This window comes from Salinibaculum sp. SYNS191, assembly GCF_037338445.1.
Classification (GTDB): domain Archaea; phylum Halobacteriota; class Halobacteria; order Halobacteriales; family Haloarculaceae; genus Salinibaculum; species Salinibaculum marinum.
Genome location: NZ_CP147838.1, coordinates 804,177 through 827,588 on the forward strand (window position 1 = coordinate 804,177; position 23,412 = coordinate 827,588).

The 23,412-nt window shown below is 68.2% G+C and carries 21 protein-coding genes and 1 pseudogene; 9 read left to right on the top strand and 13 right to left on the bottom strand.

The features are described 5' to 3' along the window. Positions 1–40 precede the first annotated feature (40 nt). From pstC to phoU (WDJ57_RS04385), 5 genes are all read left to right on the top strand, one after another. Positions 41–1,162: a phosphate ABC transporter permease subunit PstC gene (gene pstC, locus WDJ57_RS04365; protein ID WP_338904251.1), complete on the top strand. Its 1,122-nt coding sequence runs from the start codon at positions 41–43 to the stop codon at positions 1,160–1,162. Next, complete coding sequence (gene pstA, locus WDJ57_RS04370; RefSeq protein WP_338904252.1) at positions 1,159–3,810, top strand: phosphate ABC transporter permease PstA; 2,652 nt, start codon at positions 1,159–1,161, stop codon at positions 3,808–3,810. The genes pstC and pstA overlap by 4 nt, the downstream gene beginning before the upstream one ends. Next, positions 3,803–4,723 carry a phosphate ABC transporter ATP-binding protein PstB gene (pstB, locus tag WDJ57_RS04375; RefSeq protein WP_338904254.1) on the top strand — a complete coding sequence of 307 codons (921 nt, stop codon included), beginning with the start codon at positions 3,803–3,805 and terminating at the stop codon, positions 4,721–4,723. Before pstA ends, pstB begins: the two co-directional genes overlap by 8 nt. Next, positions 4,724–5,392, top strand: a complete 669-nt coding sequence (gene phoU, locus WDJ57_RS04380; protein ID WP_338904256.1) for a phosphate signaling complex protein PhoU — start codon at positions 4,724–4,726, stop codon at positions 5,390–5,392. A gap of 63 nt (positions 5,393–5,455) precedes the next feature. After that, positions 5,456–6,130 carry a phosphate signaling complex protein PhoU gene (gene phoU, locus WDJ57_RS04385; protein WP_338904258.1) on the top strand — a complete coding sequence of 225 codons (675 nt, stop codon included), beginning with the start codon at positions 5,456–5,458 and terminating at the stop codon, positions 6,128–6,130. Between the two features lie 2 nt (positions 6,131–6,132). Here the strand turns inward: phoU (WDJ57_RS04385) and WDJ57_RS04390 are convergent, their stop codons facing one another. The 3 genes from WDJ57_RS04390 to WDJ57_RS04400 are packed head-to-tail and all read right to left on the bottom strand — an operon-like array spanning position 6,133 to position 8,918. Then, on the bottom strand, positions 6,133–7,728 hold the full coding sequence (locus tag WDJ57_RS04390) for a hypothetical protein (protein ID WP_338904260.1): 1,596 nt from the start codon (positions 7,726–7,728) through the stop codon (positions 6,133–6,135). Positions 7,729–7,778: 50 nt separating this feature from the next. Further along, entirely contained in the window at positions 7,779–8,471 is a 693-nt protein-coding gene (radB, locus tag WDJ57_RS04395; RefSeq protein ID WP_338904261.1) for a DNA repair and recombination protein RadB, read from the bottom strand. Between the two features lie 60 nt (positions 8,472–8,531). Continuing rightward, positions 8,532–8,918 carry a hypothetical protein gene (locus WDJ57_RS04400; RefSeq protein WP_338904263.1) on the bottom strand — a complete coding sequence of 129 codons (387 nt, stop codon included), beginning with the start codon at positions 8,916–8,918 and terminating at the stop codon, positions 8,532–8,534. A 79-nt stretch (positions 8,919–8,997) separates the two neighbouring features. Here WDJ57_RS04400 and WDJ57_RS04405 point away from each other — a divergent pair, with 79 nt between their 5' ends. After that, entirely contained in the window at positions 8,998–9,726 is a 729-nt protein-coding gene (locus WDJ57_RS04405; RefSeq protein WP_338904265.1) for a hypothetical protein, read from the top strand. Positions 9,727–9,744: 18 nt separating this feature from the next. Here the strand turns inward: WDJ57_RS04405 and WDJ57_RS04410 are convergent, their stop codons facing one another. From WDJ57_RS04410 to WDJ57_RS04430, 5 genes and pseudogenes are all read right to left on the bottom strand, one after another. After that, positions 9,745–10,056: a DUF952 domain-containing protein gene (locus tag WDJ57_RS04410; RefSeq protein ID WP_338906249.1), complete on the bottom strand. Its 312-nt coding sequence runs from the start codon at positions 10,054–10,056 to the stop codon at positions 9,745–9,747. Positions 10,057–10,080: 24 nt separating this feature from the next. Beyond that, positions 10,081–11,355, bottom strand: a pseudogene (gene larC / locus WDJ57_RS04415) (nickel pincer cofactor biosynthesis protein LarC); the annotation flags it as partial. A 49-nt stretch (positions 11,356–11,404) separates the two neighbouring features. Further along, positions 11,405–12,085: a CDGSH iron-sulfur domain-containing protein gene (locus WDJ57_RS04420; protein WP_338904266.1), complete on the bottom strand. Its 681-nt coding sequence runs from the start codon at positions 12,083–12,085 to the stop codon at positions 11,405–11,407. A 60-nt stretch (positions 12,086–12,145) separates the two neighbouring features. Further along, complete coding sequence (locus WDJ57_RS04425) at positions 12,146–12,529, bottom strand: hypothetical protein (RefSeq protein ID WP_338904267.1); 384 nt, start codon at positions 12,527–12,529, stop codon at positions 12,146–12,148. A 63-nt stretch (positions 12,530–12,592) separates the two neighbouring features. Beyond that, complete coding sequence (locus WDJ57_RS04430) at positions 12,593–13,021, bottom strand: universal stress protein (protein WP_338904269.1); 429 nt, start codon at positions 13,019–13,021, stop codon at positions 12,593–12,595. A 171-nt stretch (positions 13,022–13,192) separates the two neighbouring features. Here WDJ57_RS04430 and WDJ57_RS04435 point away from each other — a divergent pair, with 171 nt between their 5' ends. The 3 genes from WDJ57_RS04435 to WDJ57_RS04445 all read left to right on the top strand — a co-directional run bounded on the left by WDJ57_RS04435 (position 13,193) and on the right by WDJ57_RS04445 (position 18,870). Further along, entirely contained in the window at positions 13,193–15,418 is a 2,226-nt protein-coding gene (locus WDJ57_RS04435; RefSeq protein ID WP_338904270.1) for a CDC48 family AAA ATPase, read from the top strand. Between the two features lie 113 nt (positions 15,419–15,531). Then, on the top strand, positions 15,532–16,191 hold the full coding sequence (locus tag WDJ57_RS04440) for a DUF998 domain-containing protein (RefSeq protein WP_338904271.1): 660 nt from the start codon (positions 15,532–15,534) through the stop codon (positions 16,189–16,191). A gap of 159 nt (positions 16,192–16,350) precedes the next feature. Then, positions 16,351–18,870 (top strand): efflux RND transporter permease subunit, encoded by a 2,520-nt coding sequence (locus WDJ57_RS04445; RefSeq protein WP_338904273.1) that lies wholly within the window; start codon positions 16,351–16,353, stop codon positions 18,868–18,870. Positions 18,871–19,027: 157 nt separating this feature from the next. On the opposite strand, the gene WDJ57_RS04450 is transcribed toward WDJ57_RS04445, so the two are convergent. The 5 genes from WDJ57_RS04450 to WDJ57_RS04470 form a co-directional block, all read right to left on the bottom strand. Then, positions 19,028–20,170 (bottom strand): CBS domain-containing protein, encoded by a 1,143-nt coding sequence (locus tag WDJ57_RS04450; RefSeq protein WP_338904274.1) that lies wholly within the window; start codon positions 20,168–20,170, stop codon positions 19,028–19,030. Positions 20,171–20,292: 122 nt separating this feature from the next. Beyond that, positions 20,293–20,919, bottom strand: a complete 627-nt coding sequence (locus WDJ57_RS04455) for a DUF7546 family protein (RefSeq protein ID WP_338904276.1) — start codon at positions 20,917–20,919, stop codon at positions 20,293–20,295. Next, entirely contained in the window at positions 20,916–21,134 is a 219-nt protein-coding gene (locus WDJ57_RS04460; RefSeq protein ID WP_338904278.1) for a hypothetical protein, read from the bottom strand. The genes WDJ57_RS04455 and WDJ57_RS04460 overlap by 4 nt, the downstream gene beginning before the upstream one ends. After that, positions 21,131–22,894, bottom strand: coding sequence for a b(o/a)3-type cytochrome-c oxidase subunit 1 (locus WDJ57_RS04465; protein WP_338904279.1), 1,764 nt, complete (start codon positions 22,892–22,894; stop codon positions 21,131–21,133). The genes WDJ57_RS04460 and WDJ57_RS04465 overlap by 4 nt, the downstream gene beginning before the upstream one ends. After that, on the bottom strand, positions 22,891–23,409 hold the full coding sequence (locus tag WDJ57_RS04470) for a cytochrome c oxidase subunit II (RefSeq protein ID WP_338904281.1): 519 nt from the start codon (positions 23,407–23,409) through the stop codon (positions 22,891–22,893). Before WDJ57_RS04470 ends, WDJ57_RS04465 begins: the two co-directional genes overlap by 4 nt. Between the last annotated feature and the right edge of the window lie 3 nt (positions 23,410–23,412).

A 23,412-nucleotide genomic window follows, 5' to 3' on the forward strand; every position in this document is an offset into this window, starting at 1 on the left:
GGTCACACAGCAAGGACACTAGATTTTTGAGACAGACACAATGAGAGACGGGCTGACAACGAGCGCGCGCGAGATACTCATCGGCGGAGACGCGACAGAGGGGTCGCTGTTGACTACCGCCGCCACGGCTGGCACGCTGGCGGCGACGATTCTGGTCTTCCTGTTCCGGCCGGCCTTCGCACTCCCGGTGCTGGCCGCCTTCCTGCTGGTCACGGCGGTCGGCTGGGCGACCTACCAGGCGGAGGTCGCACGGTTGCTGACACTCGTCGCGACGGTCCTGACGGTGCTGACCGTCGGCTTCATCACGTACTTCCTCTTTGCGAGTGCCTGGCCCGCGGTCGAGAGACACGGAATCGGACTGCTGACCGTCCCCATCCAGGAGGGGGGGATTCGGTGGTTCTTCTGGCTGGAGAACGTGCTGCCGACGGCCGAATCGTTCTGGAATCCCGGCAGCGGGGCCTACTCGCTGATTCCGGCCATCTGGGCGACGGTCATCGTGACCATCATAGCCGGCCTGGTCGCCGGCCCGCTGGGCCTGTTCGGCGCGCTCTTCATCGCCGAAGTCGCCAGCGACGGTCTGCGGGAGGTCATCAAGCCGGCCGTCGAGATCCTGGCCGGCATCCCCTCTATCGTCTACGGGTTCATCGGCTTCGCCGTGTTGAACAGCTTCATCCAGGACGCCTTCCTCGACGACGGCGCTAGCTTCCTCATCGCCGGCACCGTCGTCGGCGTGATGGCGCTGCCGACGGTCGTCTCCGTCGCCGAAGACGCAATCTCCAGCGTCCCGGATTCGATGGGCGACGGGTCCGTCGCGATGGGGGCGACGAAGTGGCAGACGATGAAGAGCATCTCCATCCCCGCGGCCTTCTCCGGCATCTCCGCGGCCATCATCCTCGGGCTGGGACGGGCCATCGGCGAGACGATGGCCGTCGCCGCGATCATGGCCGCCGGCACCGGCTTCCCGGAACCGCTGTACGACATCTTCGGCCAGGGAGTCACGCTGACGAGCCGCATCGCCACGTCCTACGGTGACGCCTCCGCGAGCACGCTGGACGTGCTGTTCGTCGCCGGCGTGATGCTGTTCGCCATCGTCGCCAGCATGAGTATCGTGGCACAGTACATCGAACGACGGATGGAAGCGAAACTGAAGGGGCAACAATGAGCGAGGGCTACGCAGACCGGAACGCGCTGGTCGCCGAGGAGTCGAACCGCTACGACAGAGGGCTGGACAGCGCAATCGCGCTCAGCGTCGTCGAGTTCACGCTCGGCATGCTCACCCTCGGGAAGGTGGTCGCGCTCGACACGAGCGGCGCGGCACTCGGTGAACTGTTCCTCACGATGCTGGCCGTCGCCGTCGGCGGCGTCGGCCTCGTCGGGTTGTTCTCCTACACCAACGTCGTCCCGGTCACCTCCCGACGCGTGCGGGGTATCGCCCTCGGGGCGCTCGTCAGCCTCGTCGGGTTGACGGTAGTGACCTACGCCGTCGACATGACGCTGGCGACGGCGCTCGGACTGATGTTGCTCGTCCAGGCCGTCGCCGTCGCCACGGCGGGGGTCACCTCCCGGCTGGAACTCGTCGACACCGAACCGAACGCGACCGCCGGCCTGCTCGCGGGCGTCGTCTTCGGCATCGTCGGCCTGTTCCTGGGAGCGGCGCTGGGCGGCACGCTCGTCGGGTTCGACTCCCCGGCGTGGGTCGCCGTCGCCCTCGGCGGCGGCGTCGGCCTGCTGGTGCTGGCCGTCGTGCCCCGCGAAGACCTCGGGTCGACGCTGCCGGCCGCCGTCATCGTCGGCGTCCTCGGCCTGACAGTCACCACGGCGACCATCGGCCTCGGCTGGGAGTGGAACCCCGAGGCCATCAACGGCGGCTTCACCGGCGGGACGGTCATCCCGCTCTTTGCCCTCTTTGGCTCCCTGCTGGGGAGCTGGGCCGCCGCGAAGAGCCGGGCCGGCTTCGGTGCCCGCGGGCGCCAGTTCGGGGCGTTCTTCGTCATCAACCTCAACGCCTTCCTGATGGTCGCGGTGATGGTCTCCATCGTCCTCTTTGTCACCGTCAAGGGCGTCGGCTACGCCTTCCACGGGTTCGCTATCGGCGCGCCGTCGGCGCTCGTCCTGCTCGCGCCGCTGCTCGTGCTCGCGCTCAACCGGGCGCGAGCGCCGGCGGGCTCCGACGAGTGGCACGGCGGTGCCCGGCAGTTCTTCCGCGTGCTGCCCCTGGCCGCAATCGGTTCGCTCGCCGCGCTGCTGCTGTCGGTCGTCCTGACCGGCGACGCCGTGGAGTTCCCCTTTACCTACACCGTCCTCGTCAACCGGGAGCAGGTCGTCCTCGACACGGCGGTGTCTGTCACCCCGACGGCGAAAGTCGGGACCCTCCTCGTCCTCGTCGCCGGCCTGCTCCTCTTCGTCTACTTGCTCCGCAAGTACGGGAGCCTCCGTAACGTCGGCGGGGACATCGACCGCCTCGCCCCGGTCAGAACGGCGGTCCCGCTCGCGGTCGCGGCGCTGGCCGTCCTGAACGTCGCCTTCGTGGTACTCGGCAAGCAGCCGTTCGGCCTCCCGCTCGCCGACACGCTCGGGCTGGCCGCCGTCGTCGTCAGTACCCTCGGCGCGGGCGCGCTGGCACTGCTCCCCCTGGCCGGGACGCTCGCTGGCGACGGGTCGATGGCCGAGACCGCCCGGGAGCGCGCACAGCTGTTCCCCGTTGGCGTCTTCGGCGGCCTCGCCCTGCTCGCGGCCGTCGTCTTCCTCGAACCGACCGCCGGCGTGAATCCCGTGGTCGGCCCGGCGAACCTCGTGCCGATGGTGGCGATGGCCGCCGCCGGCGTCTCGCTCGTGACGGCCGTCGCCCTCACCCTCGCCCGGCGGTCGGCCGAGAAGAGCCTCACCGGGCGGATTCTCGGCGACCAGATTGTGCTCGCCCTCGCGGCCACCGTCGGCTTCGTCGTCCTGATGGCGCTGCACGTCGCGCTGACCGGCGCTGACTTCACGCTGGGCGGCGTGACCATCGGCACCACCGGGACGCTGTCGTGGCCGATGACGATGTCGCCGTACATCCCGCTGGGGGAGGTCCCCGGCGGCATCCTGCCGGCCGTGGTCGGCACGGTCTGGCTGGTCATCGGTGCGTCGCTCTTTGCGATTCCGCTGGGCGTCGGCGCGGCCGTCTTCCTGACGGAATATGCAGAACAGGGCAAGTTCACGAGCGTCGTCGAGGTGGCGACCAACGCCCTCTGGAGCACGCCCAGCGTCGTCTTCGGGCTGTTCGGTGCCGCCTTCCTCATCCCGCGACTCGGCGGCGACGAGTCGCTGATTGCGGGGCAACTGGTGCTCGGGTTCATGCTATTGCCGCTGGTGCTCATCACCAGCCGGGAGGCGATTCTGGCCGTCCCGGACGAGTACCGCGACGCCAGCGCCGCGCTGGGCGTCGACCAGTGGCAGACCGTCCGCAGCGTCGTCCTGCCGGCGGCGATGCCGGGCGTCATCACCGGCGTCATCCTCGGCGTCGGCCGCATCGCCGGCGAGACGGCACCGCTCATCCTGGTGCTCGGCTCGACGCTGAACGCGACGGAAGCCATCGACGTGCTCGGCGGCTTCCGCATCCTCGACCAGCCGCCCTTCATCGTCAACGACGCGCTCACGCAGGCGTCGGCGTCGCTGCCGACGCAGGTGTGGGGCGTCATCGGCGCGGGCGTCAGCGGCTCCCAGTCTATGGGGTGGGCCTCGGCCTTTATCCTGCTGATGGTCGTGCTGTCGTTCTACGCCGTCGGTATCATCGCTCGGAAGTACTTCAGGAGGAAACTCGACTATGAGTAACGCAATCGGAGACACGGACACAGACACGGAGACGGGCACAGGCGCACAGACGCAGACGACGACCAGCGGCGAGAGCGAGGAGCAGATTCGCGAGGACTGGACGGAGTACCGCTTCGACGGACCCCCGAAACTCACCGTCGAGGACCTCGACGTCTACTACGGCGACGACCACGCGCTCAAGGACGTCTCGATGGAGATTCCCGAGAACAGCGTCACCGCGCTCATCGGGCCGTCGGGGTGTGGCAAGTCCACGTTCCTGCGGTGTCTCAACCGCATGAACGACCGAATCAAGTCCGCCCGCGTCGAGGGCTCGGTCGAACTCGACGGGATGGAGGTCTACGACCCCAACGCGAACCTCGTCGAACTCCGCAAGCGCGTCGGGATGGTCTTCCAGGCCCCCAACCCGTTCCCGAAGTCCATCCGCGAGAACATCTCCTACGGCCCGCGCAAGCACGGCGACATCAACAAGGGGCTGCTCGCCCGCCTGTTCGGCCGCGACGACACCGAGGCGGAACTCGAACTCGTCGAACGCTCGCTCAAACAGGCCGCCCTCTGGGACGAGGTCAACGACCGCCTGGAGGACAACGCGCTCGGTCTCTCCGGCGGACAACAGCAGCGCCTGTGCATCGCGCGCTGTCTCGCCGTCGACCCGGAAGTCATCCTGATGGACGAACCCGCCTCCGCGCTGGACCCAATCGCCACCTCGAAAATCGAGGACCTGGTGGAGGAACTGGCGAAGGACTACACGGTGGTCATCGTCACGCACAACATGCAACAGGCCGCACGCATCTCCGACCAGACGGCCGTGTTCCTCACCGGCGGCGAACTCGCCGAGTACGACGACACGGACAAGATATTCGAGAGTCCGGAGAGCCAGCGCGTCGAGGACTACATCACCGGCAAGTTCGGGTAGATGCCACGGGAGTCCTTCCAGGAGGACCTCGACGACCTCCAGGACGACGTGCTCGCCCTCGGCGAGACCGTCGCGGCGCGCCTGCGCCGTGCGGTCGCCGCCATCGAGAACCACGACCCGGACCTGGCCGCGTACGTCCGCGACGGCGACGCGGAGGTCAACGAGCAGTACCTCGCCATCGAGTCCGACTGCATCGACCTCCTGACGCTGCAACAGCCCGTCGCCGGCGACCTCCGATTCGTCGCCGCCTCGTTCAAGATTATCACCGACCTCGAACGCATCGGCGACCTCGCCACCAACCTCGGCGGGTACGTCCTGGAGATGAACAGGGAGGGACCGCCGCGGGACCGCCTGGCCGCCATCGGCCACCGGGTCGCCGAGCAACTCGACGACGCGCTGACAGCCTACGCCCGGCAGGACCCCGACCTCTGCCGCGAGGTCGCCGAGCGCGACGACGCCATAGACGACCTGTGTGCCGAGGCCGCGGACGGACTGGTCCGGGGGCTCGTCGAGCAGCGCCACCACCAGACGCCGGTCGACGCGACGCTCTCGTCGGCCCAGCGCGTCCTGCTGACAGTCAGGGACCTCGAACGCGTCGGCGACCACGCGGTCAACGTCGCCGCCCGCACCCTCTACATGGTCGAAAGTAGCGACGAACTCCTCTACTGAGGCCTCAATCGAAGTGTTGGGGCGAACATAACCTATATACCTCGGGACGGCACACCCACGAGCATGCCACGAGAGGGGTATCAGGACCAACTCGACGAACTCCGCGAGGACGTCCTGTACATGAGCGAGGTCGTCCTGGAACGGCTCCGGACCGGACTGGACGCCCTCGACCGGAAGGACGAGGACCTGGCCTGGGACGTCATCGAGGGCGACCACGAGATCAATCAGCTCTATCTCGACCTCGAACAGGACTGCATCGACCTGCTGGCGCTCCAGCAACCGGTCGCCGGCGACCTCCGCTTCGTCGCCGCCTCGTTCAAGATTATCACCGACCTCGAACGCATCGGCGACCTCGCCACCAACCTCGGCGACTACACGCTGGAAGCCCAGCAGAGCGTCTTCCCCGACGTCGACGTCCAGGCGATCGGCTCCGAGACCATCGACATGGTCGAGGCGGCGATGGACGCCTACGCCGAGGCGGACGCGGAGGCCTGCTACGCCATCGCCGAGGCCGACGACGCGTTAGACGAGCAGTGCGAGCGCGCCTCCGAGACGGTCGCCCGTGAACTCATCGAGCGCGAGGACACCGAGAGCGAGGAAGAGGTCGAACGCCTGATGCGGGACGTCCACCGACTGCTGTTGACCATCCGGGACCTCGAACGCGTCGGCGACCACGCGGTCAACATCGCCGCGCGCACCCTCTACATGGTCGAGAACGACGACGACCTGCTCTACTAGACCTAGAGGAGCCTGACTGTCCCTTCTCCCGCCAGCGTCTCCGGCACCGTCAGTACCACCGCCGTCCTCGCACCCGACCCGGTGATAAGGTGGAGGGTCACCCGCTCGCCCGCCTCCAGTGCCGGCACTGCGCCCGAGTCGACCCCCGGGACGGTGTCGCGCTGGCCGACGTCGAACCGGAGCCGCGCGCGGTCGGCGGGCGCGTTCACCACGCCACTGTCCGCTATCGAGCCGTCGTCGTCCGCGACGCTCGACACGCCGTAGGTTCCGGTCGCGCCGTCGGCGTCCGCCTCGGCGTGGACGAGGGTGTAGGCCTCCGACTCGTCGGCCCAGCGGACGACGACGTCCCGGATGTCGATGGGCGACTCGCCCCCCGTCGGGGCCACCACGAGTTCGACGGTCCCGACCGACCCGTCGGCGACGTCGGTGCCGACGCCCCTGACCGGCCGAAGCCGGCTGGAAACCTGCTCGGCCGACCCCTCCCCGGTCTCCTCGGTCGACGACTGGACGAACCCCGCGGTGTTCAGAAGGACGCCGCCAAAGAGGAACGTCACCGGGCTGTTCCGGGCGAACTCCGCCGGCGGGGCGGCGTACCTGACCGTGAGCGTCGACCCGTCCCGGGCGACTGTGGCGTCTTCCAGATACGTCGACGCACCGGTCAGGTAGAACTGCTCGACGCGGCCCCCGCTACCCGAGGCCTCCGACTGTAGCTGCTGGATGCGGTCGAGGAGTAGCTGTTTCCCGCCCAGGAGCGTGCTGCGGACGTCCTCCGCGGCGTCCGCCGAGGACGCGACCATCGAGACGTCGACGACGCGGCTGGAGCCGTCCCTGTAGACGGACGTCGCGGCCGTCTCGACCGCCGAGAGGGTCCCGGTGTCCACCTCGCCGACACCAAGTCCGGCGAAGGCCCGCTCGGGGACTGCCGCGGCATACCGGCCCATGCCGCGGGTGCCGGTGTAGACCGAGCGGAGTTGGCCCGAGAGCCCGTCGTCGTCCCCCTGACGGCGGTCGACGACGCTCCGGACGGCCGCGTCGGTTCCGATGGCGTACGTGCCGTCGCCGAGGTCCGCGAGCGGCCCGCCGGCCTCCGGGGAGTACAGCGTCGTCCCGCGGTACGTCTCCTCGGTCAGCGTGCCGTCCTCACCGCCGAACTCGTCGAGCAGCGTCGATTTCGACCAGTCCGTCCACAGGACGACACCGCCGCCGCTCTCCTCCCGGTCGGCGACGCGGTGGAACCCGAGGATTTCGCGCATCTGTCGGAAGTCGAAACCGGTGTCGGCGGCCACCGTATCTAGCCACCCGTCGAGGGTCTGCTGCTCGCTGAACGCGGCCGATTCGGTGAGCGAGGCGATGCTCCGATCGATGCCGTCCCGGAGCGCCGTGTCGGCGAGGAACGTCTCGACGTCGACGTAGCCGACGCCGGAGGCCATCGCGGGGACGTACCCCACGCGGCCGGTGTCGCCGTCGCGTTGGCCGTCGGGGGAGTCCGAGCCCGAGTCGCCCAGACAGCCGGCGAGCCCGCCGGTCGCGGCGACTCCGAGGAGGGCGGCGCTCGTCTGCAGGAGACTGCGTCTGTCAGTGGAGGGCGGAGCTGTCATCGGGAACGAGTTCTATGCCCACGGACATAAGCCTCGTGGGGGTCCGACCGTCACCGCTCGGCGTCGGCCAGTCCCGTCTCGACGATGCGGAACTGTCCGGTCGCGCCGGCCTCGCGGGCGTGGTGTTTCTCCAGCGTCGCGCGCCGGTTGCCGCCGCGAAACCGGTCCAGGCGGAGGATGACGCCGGACCAGTGGTCCAGCGTGTGCCCGCCCAGCGCCCGCGCCTGGTCGGAGTCGGGGTCGGTGAACACCTGGTTGGTAAAGGCCACGGCGAGGTCGTGTTTGCGGGCGAGCGAGAGCAGGTGCGTAATCTGGCGGGCGACGGCGCGCAGCGTCTCGCCCTCGGCCTGTTCGGTCCGCCGCAGGCGGTAGAACCCGGTCGCGCTGTCCAGCACGATGAGGTCGACCTGCTCGGCGAACTCCGCGGCGTCCTGGACGGCCTCCTGCTGTTCCTCGAAGGAGAGCGCGTCGGTGATGATGATGCGCGAGGCGAGGTCGTCGACGGTCTGGTCCGCGCGGGCGTGGCCCGCGGCGAGTTGCTCCAGGCGGTCCAGCGAGAGTCCCTCGGTGTCGACGTACAGCGCCGACTGGCCGGCGGCGGCGACCTCCATCGCCGCCGAGAGGACGACGTTGGTTTTGCCCGCGGCCGGCGGACCGTACACCTGGGTCGCCGCCCCGCGCTCGAAGCCGCCGCCGAGCAGGTCGTCGACCGCGTCGCAACCAGTCGGTATCGGGTCTGTCACGTGTCTGGCTTGGACCGGACCGAGTTAAAAGGCCTCGCCTCGGCCCGAACCGGGTCAGGGTCAGAAGCCGTGGGGTGGGCCGGGCGTCGGGCGCTCCGTGTCGTCGGGCGTGGTGACAGAGAGGACCGTTCCGAGGCCGGCGAGGAAGTCGACGACGAGCCCGAACAGCACCAGCAGGCTGCCGACGTCGGTGCCCCGGCTGACGGCCAGACCGACGAGCACGAGCACCGTCAAAAGCGAGAACAGCACAGAGACCAGGAGGCCGCTGACAGAATCGGGGACAAGGACCCCCGCCGCGACGCCGACCAGGGCGGCCAGGGTCACGACCGGGCCGACCGCGAGCAGTGCGACGACCGCCAGTTCGACGCCGAGCGTGGCGGCCAGGATGCCGAAGAAGACCAGCACACCCAGCAGCAGGTGTCCCTTGGCGTTGCGGCCGCCCGTCATCGTCCGACCTTGCCGGGCGGCGGTCAAAAACCTGCGGACACGGGGGAGATGTAAGTAGGCCGGTCGCCAAGTGAGGGGCGTGATAGTCGTCGCCACCGAGGACTTCGAGGTCTACCACGACATCGTCACGGAGCTGCGCGGCAGGGGCGTGGAGTTCACCACGGTCGAGCCCGGCGACGACGTTCCCGAGCGGACGACAGTGCTGGTGACCGGCCCCGACGACGAAGTCGACGTCCCGGCAGGCGTGGCGCGGGTCGTGGCGAGACCCGACGCCCCCCGGCAGGCCGTCGAGGAGGTCGTGACGCTGCTGCGCGGCGGCGAGGGACGGACCGTCGTGGGCATCGACCCCGGCGAGCGGCCGGGAATCGCGGTGCTGGTCGGCGACATGGTGGTCGCCACGTTCCAGGTGCCGGCCGACCGCGCCGCCGAGGTCGTCGGGGAGGAACTCGCGGACGCGACGGACCCGCTGGTCCGCATCGGTGACGGCGCGCGTCTGGTCGGGTCGCGCATCATCGACGACATCGACGCGCCGGTCGAACTCGTCGACGAGAGCGGGACGACGCCCTATCTCGGGGCCGGGACCCGCGGGATGGGCGACGTGCTGGCGGCGGTCAACATCGCCCGCATCGAGGGCGAGCGCATCGAGAGCCGCGATATCGAGCCGACTGCGGGCGAACTCCAGCGCATCAAGGACCGCTCGCGCGAGGAGAGCGAGGCGAACCGCGCCATCGACGAGACGCTCGCGCGGAAGGTCGCAGTCGGCGACCTCACCATCCGCGAGGCCCTGGACGAACACGGCGAGGAGTGAGCGACGCGGCGGGCGACGCTATTGCAGTTCCTCGGGGAGGACGTAGCGGCCGTCCTCCGTCGGGAACGGCACCACGTCCGCGATTGCCTCGGCATTTATCGGGCCGTAGACGTGCGCGTAGCCGCCCTGTGGCATCTCCTCGTACTTCACCGGCGCGTCGAGTCGGTCGGGGTCGACGACCAGAAGCCGGAGGTCCTCGGCGTCAGCGTACAGCGTCTGCGCGATGGTGACCACCTGCGCCGGCGTCGAGCAGTGGATGAACCCCTCGCTGTCCAGCGACGGGTCGCGGTAGGGACTGTCCCCGGTGGGGTCGGCATCGCCCTCCAGGATGTGGACGAGTCGGTCGGCGCGGCCGTCGCGGACCGCCGCCTCCGCCCGCCGCGAGACGTCCCGCAGGGGCAGTCCCGTCTCGTTCGCGACGGCGAGCGCGTCGTCGTACTCCGCGCTGACGTCGTACACCTCGCCGTCGGCGCTGGCCACCTTCACCGCCACCTCGTATCTGGTTCCCTCGTGGGCAACGGTCGCCGTCACCCGCTCGCGGTCGGCCACCCAGCGGTGCCCCGCGCCGTGTTCGCGGACGCCGAGCGTCCCGGTCTCCTCGGCCAGTCGCCGCGCGACCCGCTGTGCGTCCTCGGGCTTGACGACGACCTTCACGAGGTGGCCGGGGCGAGACTTCTTCATCGTCAGCGGGACGATAGAGACGTCCAGCGCGCCGGCGTCGGTCAGCGTCTCCTGGAGGCCGCCGAGCAGTTCCGGGGCCGCGTCGTCCAGGTTCGTCTCCAGGACGGTGATGCTGTCGCGGCTGAGGTCGCCCGACTGCTCGCCGACGATGGCGCGGAGGACGTTCGGATGCTGGTCGAAGGAGTAGGTACCCGCACCGTAGCCCGAGGCGGTGACCGTCAGCGGTGGCAGAGCGTCGACGCCTTCCGCAACGTGGGCGAGGATGGCCGCGCCGGTCGGCGTGAGCAGTTCGGCGTCGACCGGTCCTCCTTCGAACTGCCAGTCGGCGCGTTCGGCGACGTTGACGACTGCCGGCGTGGGGACGGGATAGGTGCCGTGGGACATCGACACCTCGCCGCCGCCGACCGACAGCGGCGTCGTCACCACGCGGTCGACGTCGAGGTCGGCGAGCAGGAGACACACGCCCACCACGTCGGCGATGGCGTCGTCGGTACCCACCTCGTGGAAGTGCGTGTCGTCGAGGTCGGTCCCGTGGACGGCCGCCTCCGCCTCGCCCAGTATCTCGAAGATGGCCCTCGCGTCGGCTTCGACGCCATCGGGGAGGTCCATCCCGGCCACGATGTCGACGACTTCGGCGTAGGTCCGACTCGGGCCGTGACCCTCCGCGTGGACGTGGTCGTGGTCTGCATGCGCGTGGTCGCCGTCCGCGTGGTCGTCCTCGTCGTGAGTGTGGTGGTTTGCGCCTCCGTCCTCGTCGGGGTCGACGAGTCGCACGTCGACCGTGGTCGCACTGATGCCCCGTTTCGTGGTCGTCCCGACCTCGTAGCGCACGTCGAGTGCGTCCTCGACGGGCGCGAGCGCCGAGCGGTCGGCACCGGCGGCGAGCAGCGCACCGAGCAGCATGTCGCCGCTGGCGCCCATCCGGCCGTCGAGTGCGATGGTTCGCATACACGAGCGCAGGCCCGCGCGGGACAATACACTGTCGACTGCCAGGACGTCACTCCCCCTCGCCGGTGGAGAAGTCGATGCCGGTGTGCGAGTTGTCACAGAACGGCTTGTCTGCGGACGCCCCGCAGCGACACAGCGTCGCCCGGGAGTGTTCGGTCGGGTCGCCATCGCCGGTCCGGAGCGTGAACTGCCCCTCCAGACGGAGCGGGCCGTTCCGGACCAGCGTCACCCGCAGGGGTTCGGCCCCGGTCTCGTCACCGCCCTCTGGGTCCGCGTCGGGGTCTGGCACAGCGTCCCCGGGGTCGACGCCACTGGCAGTGAACACCCGGTTGTGGCTGTTGTCACACAGCGGCTTGTTGTCGGCGTGCCCGCAGCGACAGAGGCCGACGCGGGTGTCCCGCAACACGGACTCCTCGTCGACCGTCTGGACGTCGACGTCGCCGTGGAGGTACAGCGGGCCGTCCTCGACCACGGTGACGACGTTTCGGTCCGGGACGCGCTCGCCGGGACCGCCGTCCAGTCGCTCGTAGTGGAGCGCGCCAGTTGGACAGCGCTCGACCACCGCGGCGACCGCTTCGGCGTCGTCCCCGTCGGGGTCGACCCAGGGGCGGCGGTCCACGTCGAAGACGGCCGGGAGCCCCTCGACGCACTCGCGGGCGTGGATACAGCGGTTCGAGTCGAACGAGACCGCGACGTCCTCGCCATCGTACTCGTGAACGTCCTCTTCCATGTGGACGATACGCACGGCTCCGGCTTAGACGTGGAGGGTCGCTGGCCGAACGCCCGGGACCTACCGGTACAGTCCCTGGGAGACGCTGACGATGCCGTTTCCGACCTCGACGAGGGCGGTGTCGTCGGGTGAATCCGCGAGGCGACAGCGCGTCCGCGCCGACCGGTGGGAGTCGAGTGCCACGGTCACGTCGTAGGTGCCCGCGTCGACGATGTCGCGTTCGCTGGTGGACTGGCCCGGGTCGAGGGTGTACCGGCGTGCGAACACCGTCTCGCGTCCGTCGGTGACCGTGACGCGGACCCGATAGGAGTGCTGGACGTCGTAGTTGCGGATGTGGATGTCCTCGGTCGGGGCGGCCTCTGTGGGGTCCGCGAGCGAGTCGGCCGCGGTCTCGCCGGGGTCCGGCCGGGTCGGCCGACCGGTGCGGTGCTGGGACTGTTGCATACTCCGACGAAGGTTCCGGACAGAAAAAGGCCTCCTGATGGCTCAAACGGGCGTTTGAGCCTCTCAGGCCGTGCGGACGACGTGGATGTCGTACTCGGCGTCGCTGACGACTTCACCGAAGGGGGTCTTGAGGCGGTCGTCCGAGGCGTCCCCGCTCGCGCCGACGAAGAGGACGGAGGCGTCGACGTCGCGGGCGACCTGACGGACGCGCTCGGTCAGACCGTCGTCGGGGGAGTAAGCCCCGGACTCCGAGAAGTTGCGCTCTGCGTCGTCGGTCGTCTCGGCTATCTTCCGCCGGAGTTCGGCGCTGGCCGTCTCGGCGGCGAAGTCCTCGTCCGGTTGGATCCACTTGCGCCGCTCGGCGTAGGCCGTGCCGGTCGGGATGATGCTGACCGCGACGACGTCCTCACCCAGCGCCTGACCGTGCTCGACGGCGCGGGCGAGGGCGGCTTCGGAGTCTGGCGACCCGTCGAAAGGGACGAGAAAGACCATATCGGAGGTGTATTGCAGGGAGGGTAATGAATCTAACCGGGTGTCCCACCGAGTGAGACGAGCGGACAGACAGATGGGCGGGCCGACGGGGTTGCGATTGCCCGGACACCCCGCCGGTAGCAAAAAGCATATCTCCGGGCATCCACGAGTGTCAACACATCCCAGTCTACAATGAATGAAGTTCAGCTAGAGGTGGCGAAGGCCTACCCAAACGACTCGGGTCGCGGCATCGCTCGCCTTGACCCCGACACGCTCTTGCACCTCAAACTCTCGCCCGGCGACATCATCGAGATAGAGGGTGGTGACACTACGGCGGCGAAGGTGTGGCGCGCGGACCGGCAGGACTGGAACACTGACACGGTCCGCATCGACGGTTTCACGCGACAAAATGCCGACGTGGGAATCGGGGAGCGCGTCGAGATACGCAAGGCAGAAGCAGAGAAGGCGGACACGCTCGTGCTGGCCCCGCCGGAGGAGGCCAGCGTCCAGTTCGGCTCCGACGCCGCTGGCATGGTCAAGCGGCAGATACTCAAGCGGCCGGTCGTCGAGCGCGACATCGTCCCGGTGATGTCCTCGACGAACCACCCGTTCATGCGCTCGCCCGGCCAGGCGATTCCGCTCATCGCCGTCGAGACGGAACCGGAGGGCGTCGTCCTCATCACCGAGGACACCGACGTCGAACTCCGCGAGGAGCCCATCTCCGGGTTCGAGAAGACCGGCGGCGGCATCACCTACGAGGACATCGGCGGCCTCCAGAAGGAGATACAGCGCGTCCGCGAGATGGTCGAACTGCCGATGAAACACCCCCAGATATTCAAGAAACTCGGCATCGAGCCGCCACAGGGGGTGCTACTCCACGGGCCGCCCGGCACCGGGAAGACCCTGCTCGCGAAGGCCGTGGCAAACGAGACCTCCGCCAGTTTCTTCTCTATCGCCGGGCCGGAGATCATCTCGAAGTACTACGGCGAGTCCGAGCAGCAACTCCGGGAGATATTCGAGGACGCCAGCGAGGAAGCCCCGTCTATCATCTTCATCGACGAACTGGACTCCATCGCGCCGAAACGCGAGGACGTGACCGGCGAGGTCGAGCGCCGGGTCGTCGCCCAACTCTTGACGATGATGGACGGCCTCGAATCGCGGGGCCAGGTCATCGTCATCGCGGCGACGAACCGCGTCGACAGCGTCGACCCCGCCCTTCGCCGACCCGGCCGGTTCGACCGCGAAATCGAAATCGGCGTCCCGGACGAGGTGGGCCGCGAGGAGATTCTCCAGATTCACACCCGCGGCATGCCGCTGTCGGACGACGTGAGCCTCGACAAACTGGCGACCGAAACGCACGGCTTCGTCGGTGCAGACATCGAGTCGCTGACCAAGGAGGCGGCGATGAAGGCGCTACGGCGGTACCTGCCGGAGATCGACCTCGACGAGGAGGACATCCCGCCGAGTCTCATCGACCGGATGATAATCAAACGCGACGACTTCCGCGGCGCGCTCAACGAGGTGAGTCCGAGCGCGATGCGGGAGGTCCTCGTGGAACTGCCGAAGGTCAGCTGGGACGACGTGGGCGGCCTGGAGGACGCCAAAAACGAGGTCCGCGAGTCCGTCGAGTGGCCGATGAACAGCCCGGAGCGGTTCGAGCGCATGGGTATCAGCCCGCCGTCCGGTGTCCTGCTCTATGGACCGCCCGGCACCGGCAAGACGCTGATGGCCAAGGCCGTCGCCAACGAGACCGACGCCAACTTCATCAGCGTGCGCGGGCCGCAGCTGCTCAGCAAGTGGGTCGGCGAGTCGGAGAAGGCCATCCGCCAGACCTTCCGGAAGGCCCGGCAGGTCGCGCCGACGGTCATCTTCTTCGACGAACTCGACTCGCTGGCACCGGGCCGCGGCGGCGAGGTCGGTTCGAACGTCTCCGAGCGCGTCGTCAACCAGCTCCTGACGGAACTCGACGGGCTGGAGGAGATGGAGGACGTGATGGTCATCGGCGCGACCAACCGGCCGGACATGATCGACCCGGCGCTCATCCGCTCGGGCCGGTTCGACCGCCTCGTGATGATTGGCGAACCCGACACCGAGGGTCGCGAGCAGATCCTCAAGATTCACACCGAGGACTCGCCGCTGGCCCCCGACGTCAGCCTGCGGGAACTCGCCGAACTCACGGAAGGGTTCGTCGGCTCCGACCTGGAGTCCATCGGCCGCGAGGCCGCAATCGAGGCGCTGCGCGAGGACGAGAAAGCCGAGGAGGTGGAGATGCGCCACTTCCGGAAGGCCATGGAGAACGTCCGGCCGACCATCACGGACGACATCCGTGACTACTACGAGAAGATGCAGGACGACTTCAAGGGCGGCGGCCCCGAACCGCAGGGCCGGCGCAGCGGCGGCCGCATCGGGTTCCAATAGGGCCCAACCCTTTGCTGTCGTGCGATTACGTGGCACGGATTCTTCTCACATCTCGGGAAACACCCTACGAAGCTATCGTGTTGTCCGACCAACTTTTAGACGGTGAATCACACATGACCGAATATCAGACGACAGAACAGGCCAGCGAAATGATGCGGCAGACGGCCGGCGAGAGCCGTCGGCTGGCGGGCATCGCCTTCATCGCCCTGTCCGCGCAGTTCATGACCGTCATCATGCTCGCCGCGGCGATGGCACCGAACTACGACTTCAACGCCGGTGCAATCAGCGACCTCGGCGTCTTCAGCGAAACCGCGCTGCTGTTCAACGCCTCGCTGGTCGTCGTGGGCCTGTTGAACGTCGTCGGCGGATACGTCCTCTACCGCGGCCACGGCAAGCGGTGGTTACTCGGCGTCTTCGCCGTCGCCGGCCTCGGCGCAGTCGGGACCGGACTCTTCCCGCTGGACGCGGGCGACCTCCACAGCCTGTTCGCGCTGCTGGCGTTCGTCTTCTTCAACGTCCAGGCGCTCGCCGTCGCCACCCAGGTCGACGGCGTGATGCGGGCGCTCTCGGCGCTGGCGGGCCTGCTGGGCCTCGCCTTCGTCGTCCTCATGGTCATCGGCGACAGCGGGAACACGGCCGTCTTCGGCCCCATCGGCCACGGCGGCACGGAGCGGATGATAGTCTACCCGGTCATGCTCTGGCTGGTCGCCTACGGCGGCTACCTGCTGGGGACCGACGAAACGACCGGACAGACTGCCGGACCGACCGAGTGACCGACCCTGGCCCGACCCGTGGGACCGGCTCCACGGTCCCTCCGCCGGCAAATACTGGCCGGCGACACTTCCTGACATATAAACTTACTGCCGAAATGCGCCGGCTGTAATTCTGTCTCGCGTTATACGGACGTCGGTGAGAAAGGACCAAACACGCAGATGTTACGACGAGCCCTCCAGCGAAGCACCGACTTCGTCACGAAGCACAATCGCATCGTCCTCTTGGTGATGGTCCTGCTGACGGCCGGCGTCCTCGCCGGGATTCCCCAGATTGACATGGCGAGTCAGGCCGGCGGCACCACCGACCAGTTCCAGGGAATCGACCGCGTCGAGAAGTCCCAGTACATCCAGAACAACTACACCGCGGACACTCAGCGCTCGAACCGCTCGGTGAGAGCCGTCTACGTCCGCGACGACGGCGGGAACGTCCTGTCGAAAGAGTCGCTGCTGGCGGGACTGCGGTACCAGCAGTCGGTCCGGGACAACGAGTCGGTCGCCGCAGCACTCCACGGCGACGGCATCGTCGGCCTCTCGAACCTGGTCGCCACCCGGGCAGCGGGCGACCGTGGCGCGACGCTCTCAGAGCAGATTCGCGCCCTCGAGCGTGCGAGCGCCTCCGAGGTCGAACGACTCGTCGAACGGACTCTGTCCGACGACCCGCGAGCGGCCCGCTTTCTCCCCGCCGACCACGACCAGGGGAGTGCGGCTGCCACGGACCGGCGGATGCTGGTCACGCTGGACACCCGGACTGCCGACGAGACCAGAGACGCGGCGGGAACGGCCCTGTACGACGCCAGCGAGAAGCGCCAGTCGGCCGGCTTCTTCGTCGTGAACGCGGACGCGTGGGCCGATTACCGCCAGCACTTCTTCGGTGAGATGGTCGAACTGGTGTTGCCGGTCGCCCTGCTGCTCGTCCTGCTCGTGCTGGCCTTCGCCTACCGCGACCTCGTCGACGTGGTGGTCGGGATGAGCGGCGTCCTGCTGTCGGTGCTGTGGATGTTCGGCCTGCTCGGCTGGCTCGGCGTCGAGGCGGGCACCATGAGCATCGTCCCCGTCGTCCTGATAACCGGCCTGAGCATCGACTTCGGGTTCCACGTGTTCAACCGCTACCGGGAACAGCGTGGCGAGGACGAGGGCATCCGCGAGCCGATGAGTCGCGGCGTCCGCCTCGTCGCGACGGCGCTGGTGCTGGTCACGGTGACCGCCGCCATCGGGTTCATGGCCAACGTCGCGAACCCGCTCCCGGTCATCCGCGACCTCGGCATCACTATCACGCTCGGTGTCGTCTCGGCGCTGGTCCTCTTTGCCACCGTCGTCCCCGCCCTGAAGATAAGCATCGACGGCGTGCTCGAACGCGTCGGCATAGACCGGCGCAAACAGCCACTCGGGCACGGCCGCTACCTCCGGCCGGTCCTCGGCGGGAGCGTGACCCTCGCGCGGCGGGCGGCCCCCGTCGTCCTGGTGGTCGCCGTCCTCGTCGGCGCGGCCGGCGGCGTCGCGTGGGCGAGCCTCGACAAGGAGAGCTACCAGCAGTCCGACGGCGACGTTGCGGAGTGGAAACAGCAACTCCCCGGTCCCGTCGGCTGGGAGACCGGCGACGTCCCCGGGCAGTCGGCCCACATCGACGAGGTCTATCAGCCCGCCAGCGCCGCCGACGCCTTCCAGTCGCAGATACTCGTCGAAGACGACGTGACCAGCGACGGGACGCTCGAAGACGTCGCCGCCGGGGTGCAGAGAATCGAAGACGAGGGCGTGCTCATCGACCAGCCCGGAACGCAGGCGGTGCGGTCCCCGGTCACGGCGATGCAGGCCGTCGCCCGGCAGAACGACGACTTCGCCGCCGCGTTCCAGCGGGCCGACACGAACGGCAACGGCGTCCCGGACACCGACCTCGAATCACTGTACGACGCGTTCTACGCGGCCAATCCCGACGTCGCGAGCCAGGTCCTCGAACGGACCGACGGCGAGTACCGGTCGCTGCTCGTGACGATGGCACTCAACGGCGACTACTCGGAGGCCACCGACGTCGTCCCCGAACTCGAAGACGGGGCGGCCGTCATGGAGGGTGAGGGCGCGCGAACGGCGACGGCGGCCGGCGGGCTCAGCGTCCAGACCGCCGTCCTCGACGAGATCGTCGGCGGCATCATCATGACGATGGTCGTCGCGCTGGCGGCCGTCGTCCTCACGCTGACGCTCGTGTTCCGGTACATGCACGGCAGTGCGACCCTCGGCGCTGTCGTCTCCGTGCCGATAGTGCTGGTCGTCGGCCTCGTCATCGGCGGGATGTACCTGCTCGGGATTCCGCTGACGCTGCTGACCGCCCTGCTGATGAGTTTGGTCATCGGGATGGGCGTCGACTACAACATCCACGTCGGCGACCGCTTCGCCGACGAACTCCGCGCGGGCAAGCCGCCCATCGCCGCCCTCCAGGCGGCCGTCACCGGCACTGGCGGGGCCCTGCTCGGGAGCACGCTGACCTCGGCCGGTGCCTTCGCTACCATCTCGCTCGTTCCACAGGCCCAGTTGCAGAGCTTCGGCGCAATCGTCGTCATCGCGCTGGTGACCGCGTTCCTCGCGAGCGTGCTGGTGCTCCCCAGCCTGCTCCTGCTGTGGTCGCGGTACAGCGGCGTCGAGACGCCGACACCCGACAGCACCGCCGACCCGATGCCACAGGACTGAGCGCGTTCAGTCCCCTTCCGGCCGACCTCCGTACGTCTCGACTGCGACACGTTCGGCGCACGCGGGACGGCACTCGGGGTGACCGCCTGCTCCAGTCCAGCCCGGTCGAGTCTCGCGAGAACAGAGAGAGGAGAGTCCGGTCGAACGCCGTGAGAGTCTACAGTTCGCCCAGTTTCCGGAGGAGCTGACCGCGGTACTCCTCGTCGGCGAGGACGCCCTTCAGTTCGAGGACGTTCCGTTCGAGCTTGTCGATGGCGACGCGGAAGGCGCTGTCCGCGCCGTAGCCCTCGCCGGAGCCGGCGGCCTGGCCCTTGTTGGTGCGCAGGCGAATCTGGCACTGGATGAGCGGCGTGCCGCGCATCTTCTCCTTGTGTTCGTGGAAACGCACGTGGGCGTGCTGGACCTGCATCTGCTGGTACTTGTCAGCGACCTCCTCGATGCGCTGGCGAATCTCCTCGCGGGAGATGGTGTCGAGCAGGTTGATGTTGGTAATCTGGACGTCCATGTGGTCCTCCTCGGTGAACGTCAGCGCGCGGAGCACGTCCGTCTTGGTGATGATGCCGGCGACCATGCGGTCGTCGGCCTCCGGCGTGACCACGAGTCCCGCGTAGTCGTTGTCCAGCATGCGGGAGACGGCCTCGCGGACGCTCTCCTCGTAGGAGGTCGTCGCGACGGGGCTGCTCATCACGTCGTAGACCGGAATGTCGAGGATGCGGTCCATGTCGCCGGCCCGCTCCCCGCGCGTGCTCTTGTTCATGTCCCGGACGACCACCTCGACGATGTCGTAGGTGGTGACCATGCCGGAGAGGTAACCGTCCTCGTCGAGCACCGGCAGGCGGGAGATGCCGTGCTCCCGGAAGTGGTTGATAGCCTGCCCGATGTGGGTCTTCTCGGTGACCGTGACGACGTCGGTGGTGTATATCTCCTCGACGTCCAGCGCGTCGAGGTTCTCCAGAACGGCCTCCAGGATGGCGTCCTCGGTGACGATACCCCAGAGACGGTCGCTCTCGAACACGGGTGCGAGCTTCGAGTTGCCCTCGACGAGGACGCGTGCGACCTCTCGCACGTCGTCGGTCCGGTTCACCTTCGGCGCGGACCGCGTCAGCGCCTGTGCCTTGGCGTTGTCCTCGACGTGGGACTGAACGAGCTGCTTCTGGGTGATGATGCCCGCGTACTCGCCGTCTTCGGTGACGATAATTCCCTTGGGGTTGTCGCGCTCGAAGATAGAGCGCACCTTCCCGAGGCGTTGGTCGGCGTCAACAGCAACGTATTCGCTGGTCGCGATATCAGCAATATCCATCGTAATCCCAATCTGAGGGTTGGCCACGCGGCATAATCAAAGTTGGTACATCTTCCCACACACCGGTAGATGCCGGCGGGCCAACGCGGCGCGACCGCCCCAGCGAACGGGGCGGCCAGCGGCTATCCGCTCCGGCGGACGACCGCAGTGAGCGCGCCGGCAGAGACGAGGAAGGCGACCGTCGCCACGGGATACTGCGCGTGGGTGAGTGTCGCGGCCAGCGAGCCCGCGCCGAGGGAGCCGGCGATGCCCGCCAGAAGCGGCGCGGTACAGCTCACGCAGGCGAACAGCCCGAGGAACCCCGCCGCCGTCGCCCGCAGCGTCTGGTGGACGGCCAGTGCGACGAGCACGCCCAGCGTCGCGTAGCCGAAGACCAGGAACGGGACGAGCCGCAGAGTCACGAACGGACCGGTGTAGGCCACTGCCGGCCCCCAGCCGGGCATCGCGAGGTGGACAGTCACGTTCGGCGGCCCCACCGCCGCGGAGAGCAGTCCCGCGGTCCACACCAGCAGGACCGTGTACCCGGCCCCGACGGCGGCGGCGAGGGGGCGAACCGAACCCAGCGAGTCGCGGACCGCCCACAGCGCGGCCACGCTGGCTGCCGTCCAGACGACCGGATACAGCAACTGGGCGGGCGAGTGGATGACCGGGTCGACGGCCAGCCCGTAGCCCAGCGTCGCACCGACTGCTGCCGCGAGGAGGACCCAGTGGCGCGGCAGGTCGGGAGTGACGTCCCGGACGGCCGTCATCGTCCGACTGCGTTGCTGTTCGCGCTCCGGTAGACGTCCACGATGACGCCGAACACGCTCAGCAGACCGATCATGACGATGAGATACGGCGTCGCCGGGAGGTCGATGCCGAAGAACATCCCCAGCACCGTCCGAATCTCCCAGCCGATGGCACCGACGATGACGAGCGCGACGAACATGCCGCCGCGGGTCCTGGCGAGCCAGGGAGCACTCATGGCAGCACCCCCGCGAGTCCAGCGACTGTGTCACCGAACACGGCCGTCACCGTCCGTATCCCGTCGACCAGCGCCGGGTAGGCGTCGCCGCCCGGACCCAGCAGGCCGCTGTCCGCGACGATGGCACCGAGCGGGAGCGCGTACGCCAGGACGACGAGCAGGAGCGCGAGGCCGGCCCACAGCTTCATGTTGTCGAGCACGCGCGGGCTGTCGTCGGGGCCCGAGAGCGGGTCCGGGAGCGTCTGTCCCAGTCCGGACTGCTTGGGCGTGCCCCACGAGAGGGCGAGGTTCGAGAGGAACAGCACCGACGAGAGGAACAGCAGCGTGCCGCCGATGGCAATCTGGATGCGGAGTTCGCCGACGGTGCCGAAGATGGACTCGAAGTTGAAGCTCTGGTACTGCGGTTCGGCCGTCCGCCGGGGGACGCCGTACAGGCCGGCGACGTGCATCGCGTTGGACATCAGCGCCATGCCGCCGAACCACATGACGACCTGCGCGAGCGCGATGGGCCGGGACCAGATGCTCTTGTTCGTGATCTGGGGCCACAGCCAGTAGGTGCCGGCCATCATCGTCAGCGTGACCGCGGTGCCGACGGTGAGGTGGAAGTGGCCGGGGACCCACAGCGTGTTGTGGACGAGGTAGTTGATGTTCATGCCGGCGTTGACCATCCCGGAGAAGCCGCCGGCGGCGAACATCAGCCCCGCGAGTGCCATCCCGGTGAACGCGGGGTCACGCCACGGCAGGGCCTTCAGCCAGCCGAGATAGCCGGAACCGCCGCGCTGGCGAGCGCCGTGTTCGATGCTGGCGACGACGGTAAACGCCGTCAGCAGGCTGGGAAGCAGCAGGAACATCGTGTTCACCATCGCGATGAACTTGAAGCCCTCCGCGATGCCGGGGTCGACGTACTGGTGGTGGATGCCGACCGGCGTCGACAGCAGGACGAAGAGGATGAAGACGACGCGCGCGAGCGGGTCGCTGAACAGGCGGCCGCCGGCGATTTTCGGCATGACGGTGTACCACAGCAGGTACGCCGGCAGCAGCCAGAAGTAGACGACCGGGTGGCCGAAGAACCAGAACAGCGTCCGGGTCAGCAGCGGGTTCACCGTCTCGATGAGGCCGAGCGACCACGGCAGCAGGAAGAAGAGGACGGCGATGGCGACCCCGATGGTGGCGATGTACCACATAATCATCGTGGTCAGCACCATGAAGGCCTGCAGCGGGATGCGCTCGTCGGGGTTGTCCTTGCGCCAGCGCAGCCAGCTGCGGAACCAGTCGACGCCGGCCAGCCAGGTCCCGACGATGAAGACGGTCAGGCCCGCGTAGAACAGCGGGTGGGCCTGCAGCGGCGCGTAGAACGTGAAGAGCACGTCAGCGCTGATGCCAATCTCCTTGATGAAGCCGAGCAGGATGACGATACCGGCCGTCGCCGAACCGAGCGACATCAGGCCGAGCCACGTCTTCGTGAACGTGATGTTGACGGGTGGGCGGTCGAGACTGCGGGTAATCGCCCACTGGAACAGCCCGACCAGGAAGAAGATGGTGAAGACGATGGCGAGCAGGACGCCGTGGGCCGTCAGGAGGGTGTAGTAGTCACCGGAGGGGAACACCCGGAGCACGTTGGTCCGGTGCAGCGCCTGGATGATGCCGAACAGCGCCCCCAGTCCCAGCGCGACGAACGCGACGAGGAAGGCCTGTCTCGTAATCGCTGCCGATTCCGGAAAGCGGTCCATGAACGTCGACTTGTTCGTTTTCGTGCTCATTGTTCACTCCCGTTGTATTCGTCCTCGGGGACCACCTGCATCAGCCCCTCCATGTTGTGGTGGCCCTGGCCGCAGTACTCGTGACAGACGATGCCGTACTCCTGTGGACCCCCGACCTCGACGGTCACCTCGGCGACCTCGCCGGGGATGGCCATCGTGTTCGCGTTGGTCCCGACGACGGAGAACCCGTGAATGACGTCGGCGGAGGTGATGTAGAAGTTGACCGTGCTGTTGGCGGGCACGGTGATAGGCGGCTGCCCGGCGATGGTGGTACCGGGCCGGAAGACGAACTGCTGGGCGACGACGTAGACGTCGTACTCGTTGGGGCCGACCTGCTCGACGCCGGGGTCACCGAACTTCGGGTGGTCGCCGAGGTCGTTCGGATTCAGCGTCTCGCCGTTGTCGACCATCGTGACGCCCGCACCGACGGCACCGTACGTGATGGTGGCGATGAACCCGACGATGAGCAGCAGCGATAGCCCCAGCCACAGTTTTTCGTACCGATGTATGTGCATTCG

Coding starts and splice junctions, on each gene's coding strand:
- pstC (WP_338904251.1), top strand. CDS start 41: ATGAGAGACGGGCTGACAACGAGCGCGCGCGAGATACTCATCGGCGGA.
- WDJ57_RS04400 (WP_338904263.1), bottom strand. CDS start 8,918: ATGACGGGCGGCCGCAACGCCAAGGGACACCTGCTGCTGGGTGTGCTG.
- WDJ57_RS04445 (WP_338904273.1), top strand. CDS start 16,351: ATGTTACGACGAGCCCTCCAGCGAAGCACCGACTTCGTCACGAAGCAC.
- WDJ57_RS04390 (WP_338904260.1), bottom strand. CDS start 7,728: ATGACAGCTCCGCCCTCCACTGACAGACGCAGTCTCCTGCAGACGAGC.
- WDJ57_RS04455 (WP_338904276.1), bottom strand. CDS start 20,919: ATGACGGCCGTCCGGGACGTCACTCCCGACCTGCCGCGCCACTGGGTC.
- WDJ57_RS04435 (WP_338904270.1), top strand. CDS start 13,193: ATGAATGAAGTTCAGCTAGAGGTGGCGAAGGCCTACCCAAACGACTCG.
- WDJ57_RS04440 (WP_338904271.1), top strand. CDS start 15,532: ATGACCGAATATCAGACGACAGAACAGGCCAGCGAAATGATGCGGCAG.
- WDJ57_RS04420 (WP_338904266.1), bottom strand. CDS start 12,085: ATGGAAGAGGACGTTCACGAGTACGATGGCGAGGACGTCGCGGTCTCG.
- phoU (WP_338904258.1), top strand. CDS start 5,456: ATGCCACGAGAGGGGTATCAGGACCAACTCGACGAACTCCGCGAGGAC.
- WDJ57_RS04470 (WP_338904281.1), bottom strand. CDS start 23,409: ATGCACATACATCGGTACGAAAAACTGTGGCTGGGGCTATCGCTGCTG.
- pstA (WP_338904252.1), top strand. CDS start 1,159: ATGAGCGAGGGCTACGCAGACCGGAACGCGCTGGTCGCCGAGGAGTCG.
- WDJ57_RS04465 (WP_338904279.1), bottom strand. CDS start 22,894: ATGAGCACGAAAACGAACAAGTCGACGTTCATGGACCGCTTTCCGGAA.
- WDJ57_RS04430 (WP_338904269.1), bottom strand. CDS start 13,021: ATGGTCTTTCTCGTCCCTTTCGACGGGTCGCCAGACTCCGAAGCCGCC.
- pstB (WP_338904254.1), top strand. CDS start 3,803: ATGAGTAACGCAATCGGAGACACGGACACAGACACGGAGACGGGCACA.
- phoU (WP_338904256.1), top strand. CDS start 4,724: ATGCCACGGGAGTCCTTCCAGGAGGACCTCGACGACCTCCAGGACGAC.
- WDJ57_RS04450 (WP_338904274.1), bottom strand. CDS start 20,170: ATGGATATTGCTGATATCGCGACCAGCGAATACGTTGCTGTTGACGCC.
- WDJ57_RS04425 (WP_338904267.1), bottom strand. CDS start 12,529: ATGCAACAGTCCCAGCACCGCACCGGTCGGCCGACCCGGCCGGACCCC.
- WDJ57_RS04460 (WP_338904278.1), bottom strand. CDS start 21,134: ATGAGTGCTCCCTGGCTCGCCAGGACCCGCGGCGGCATGTTCGTCGCG.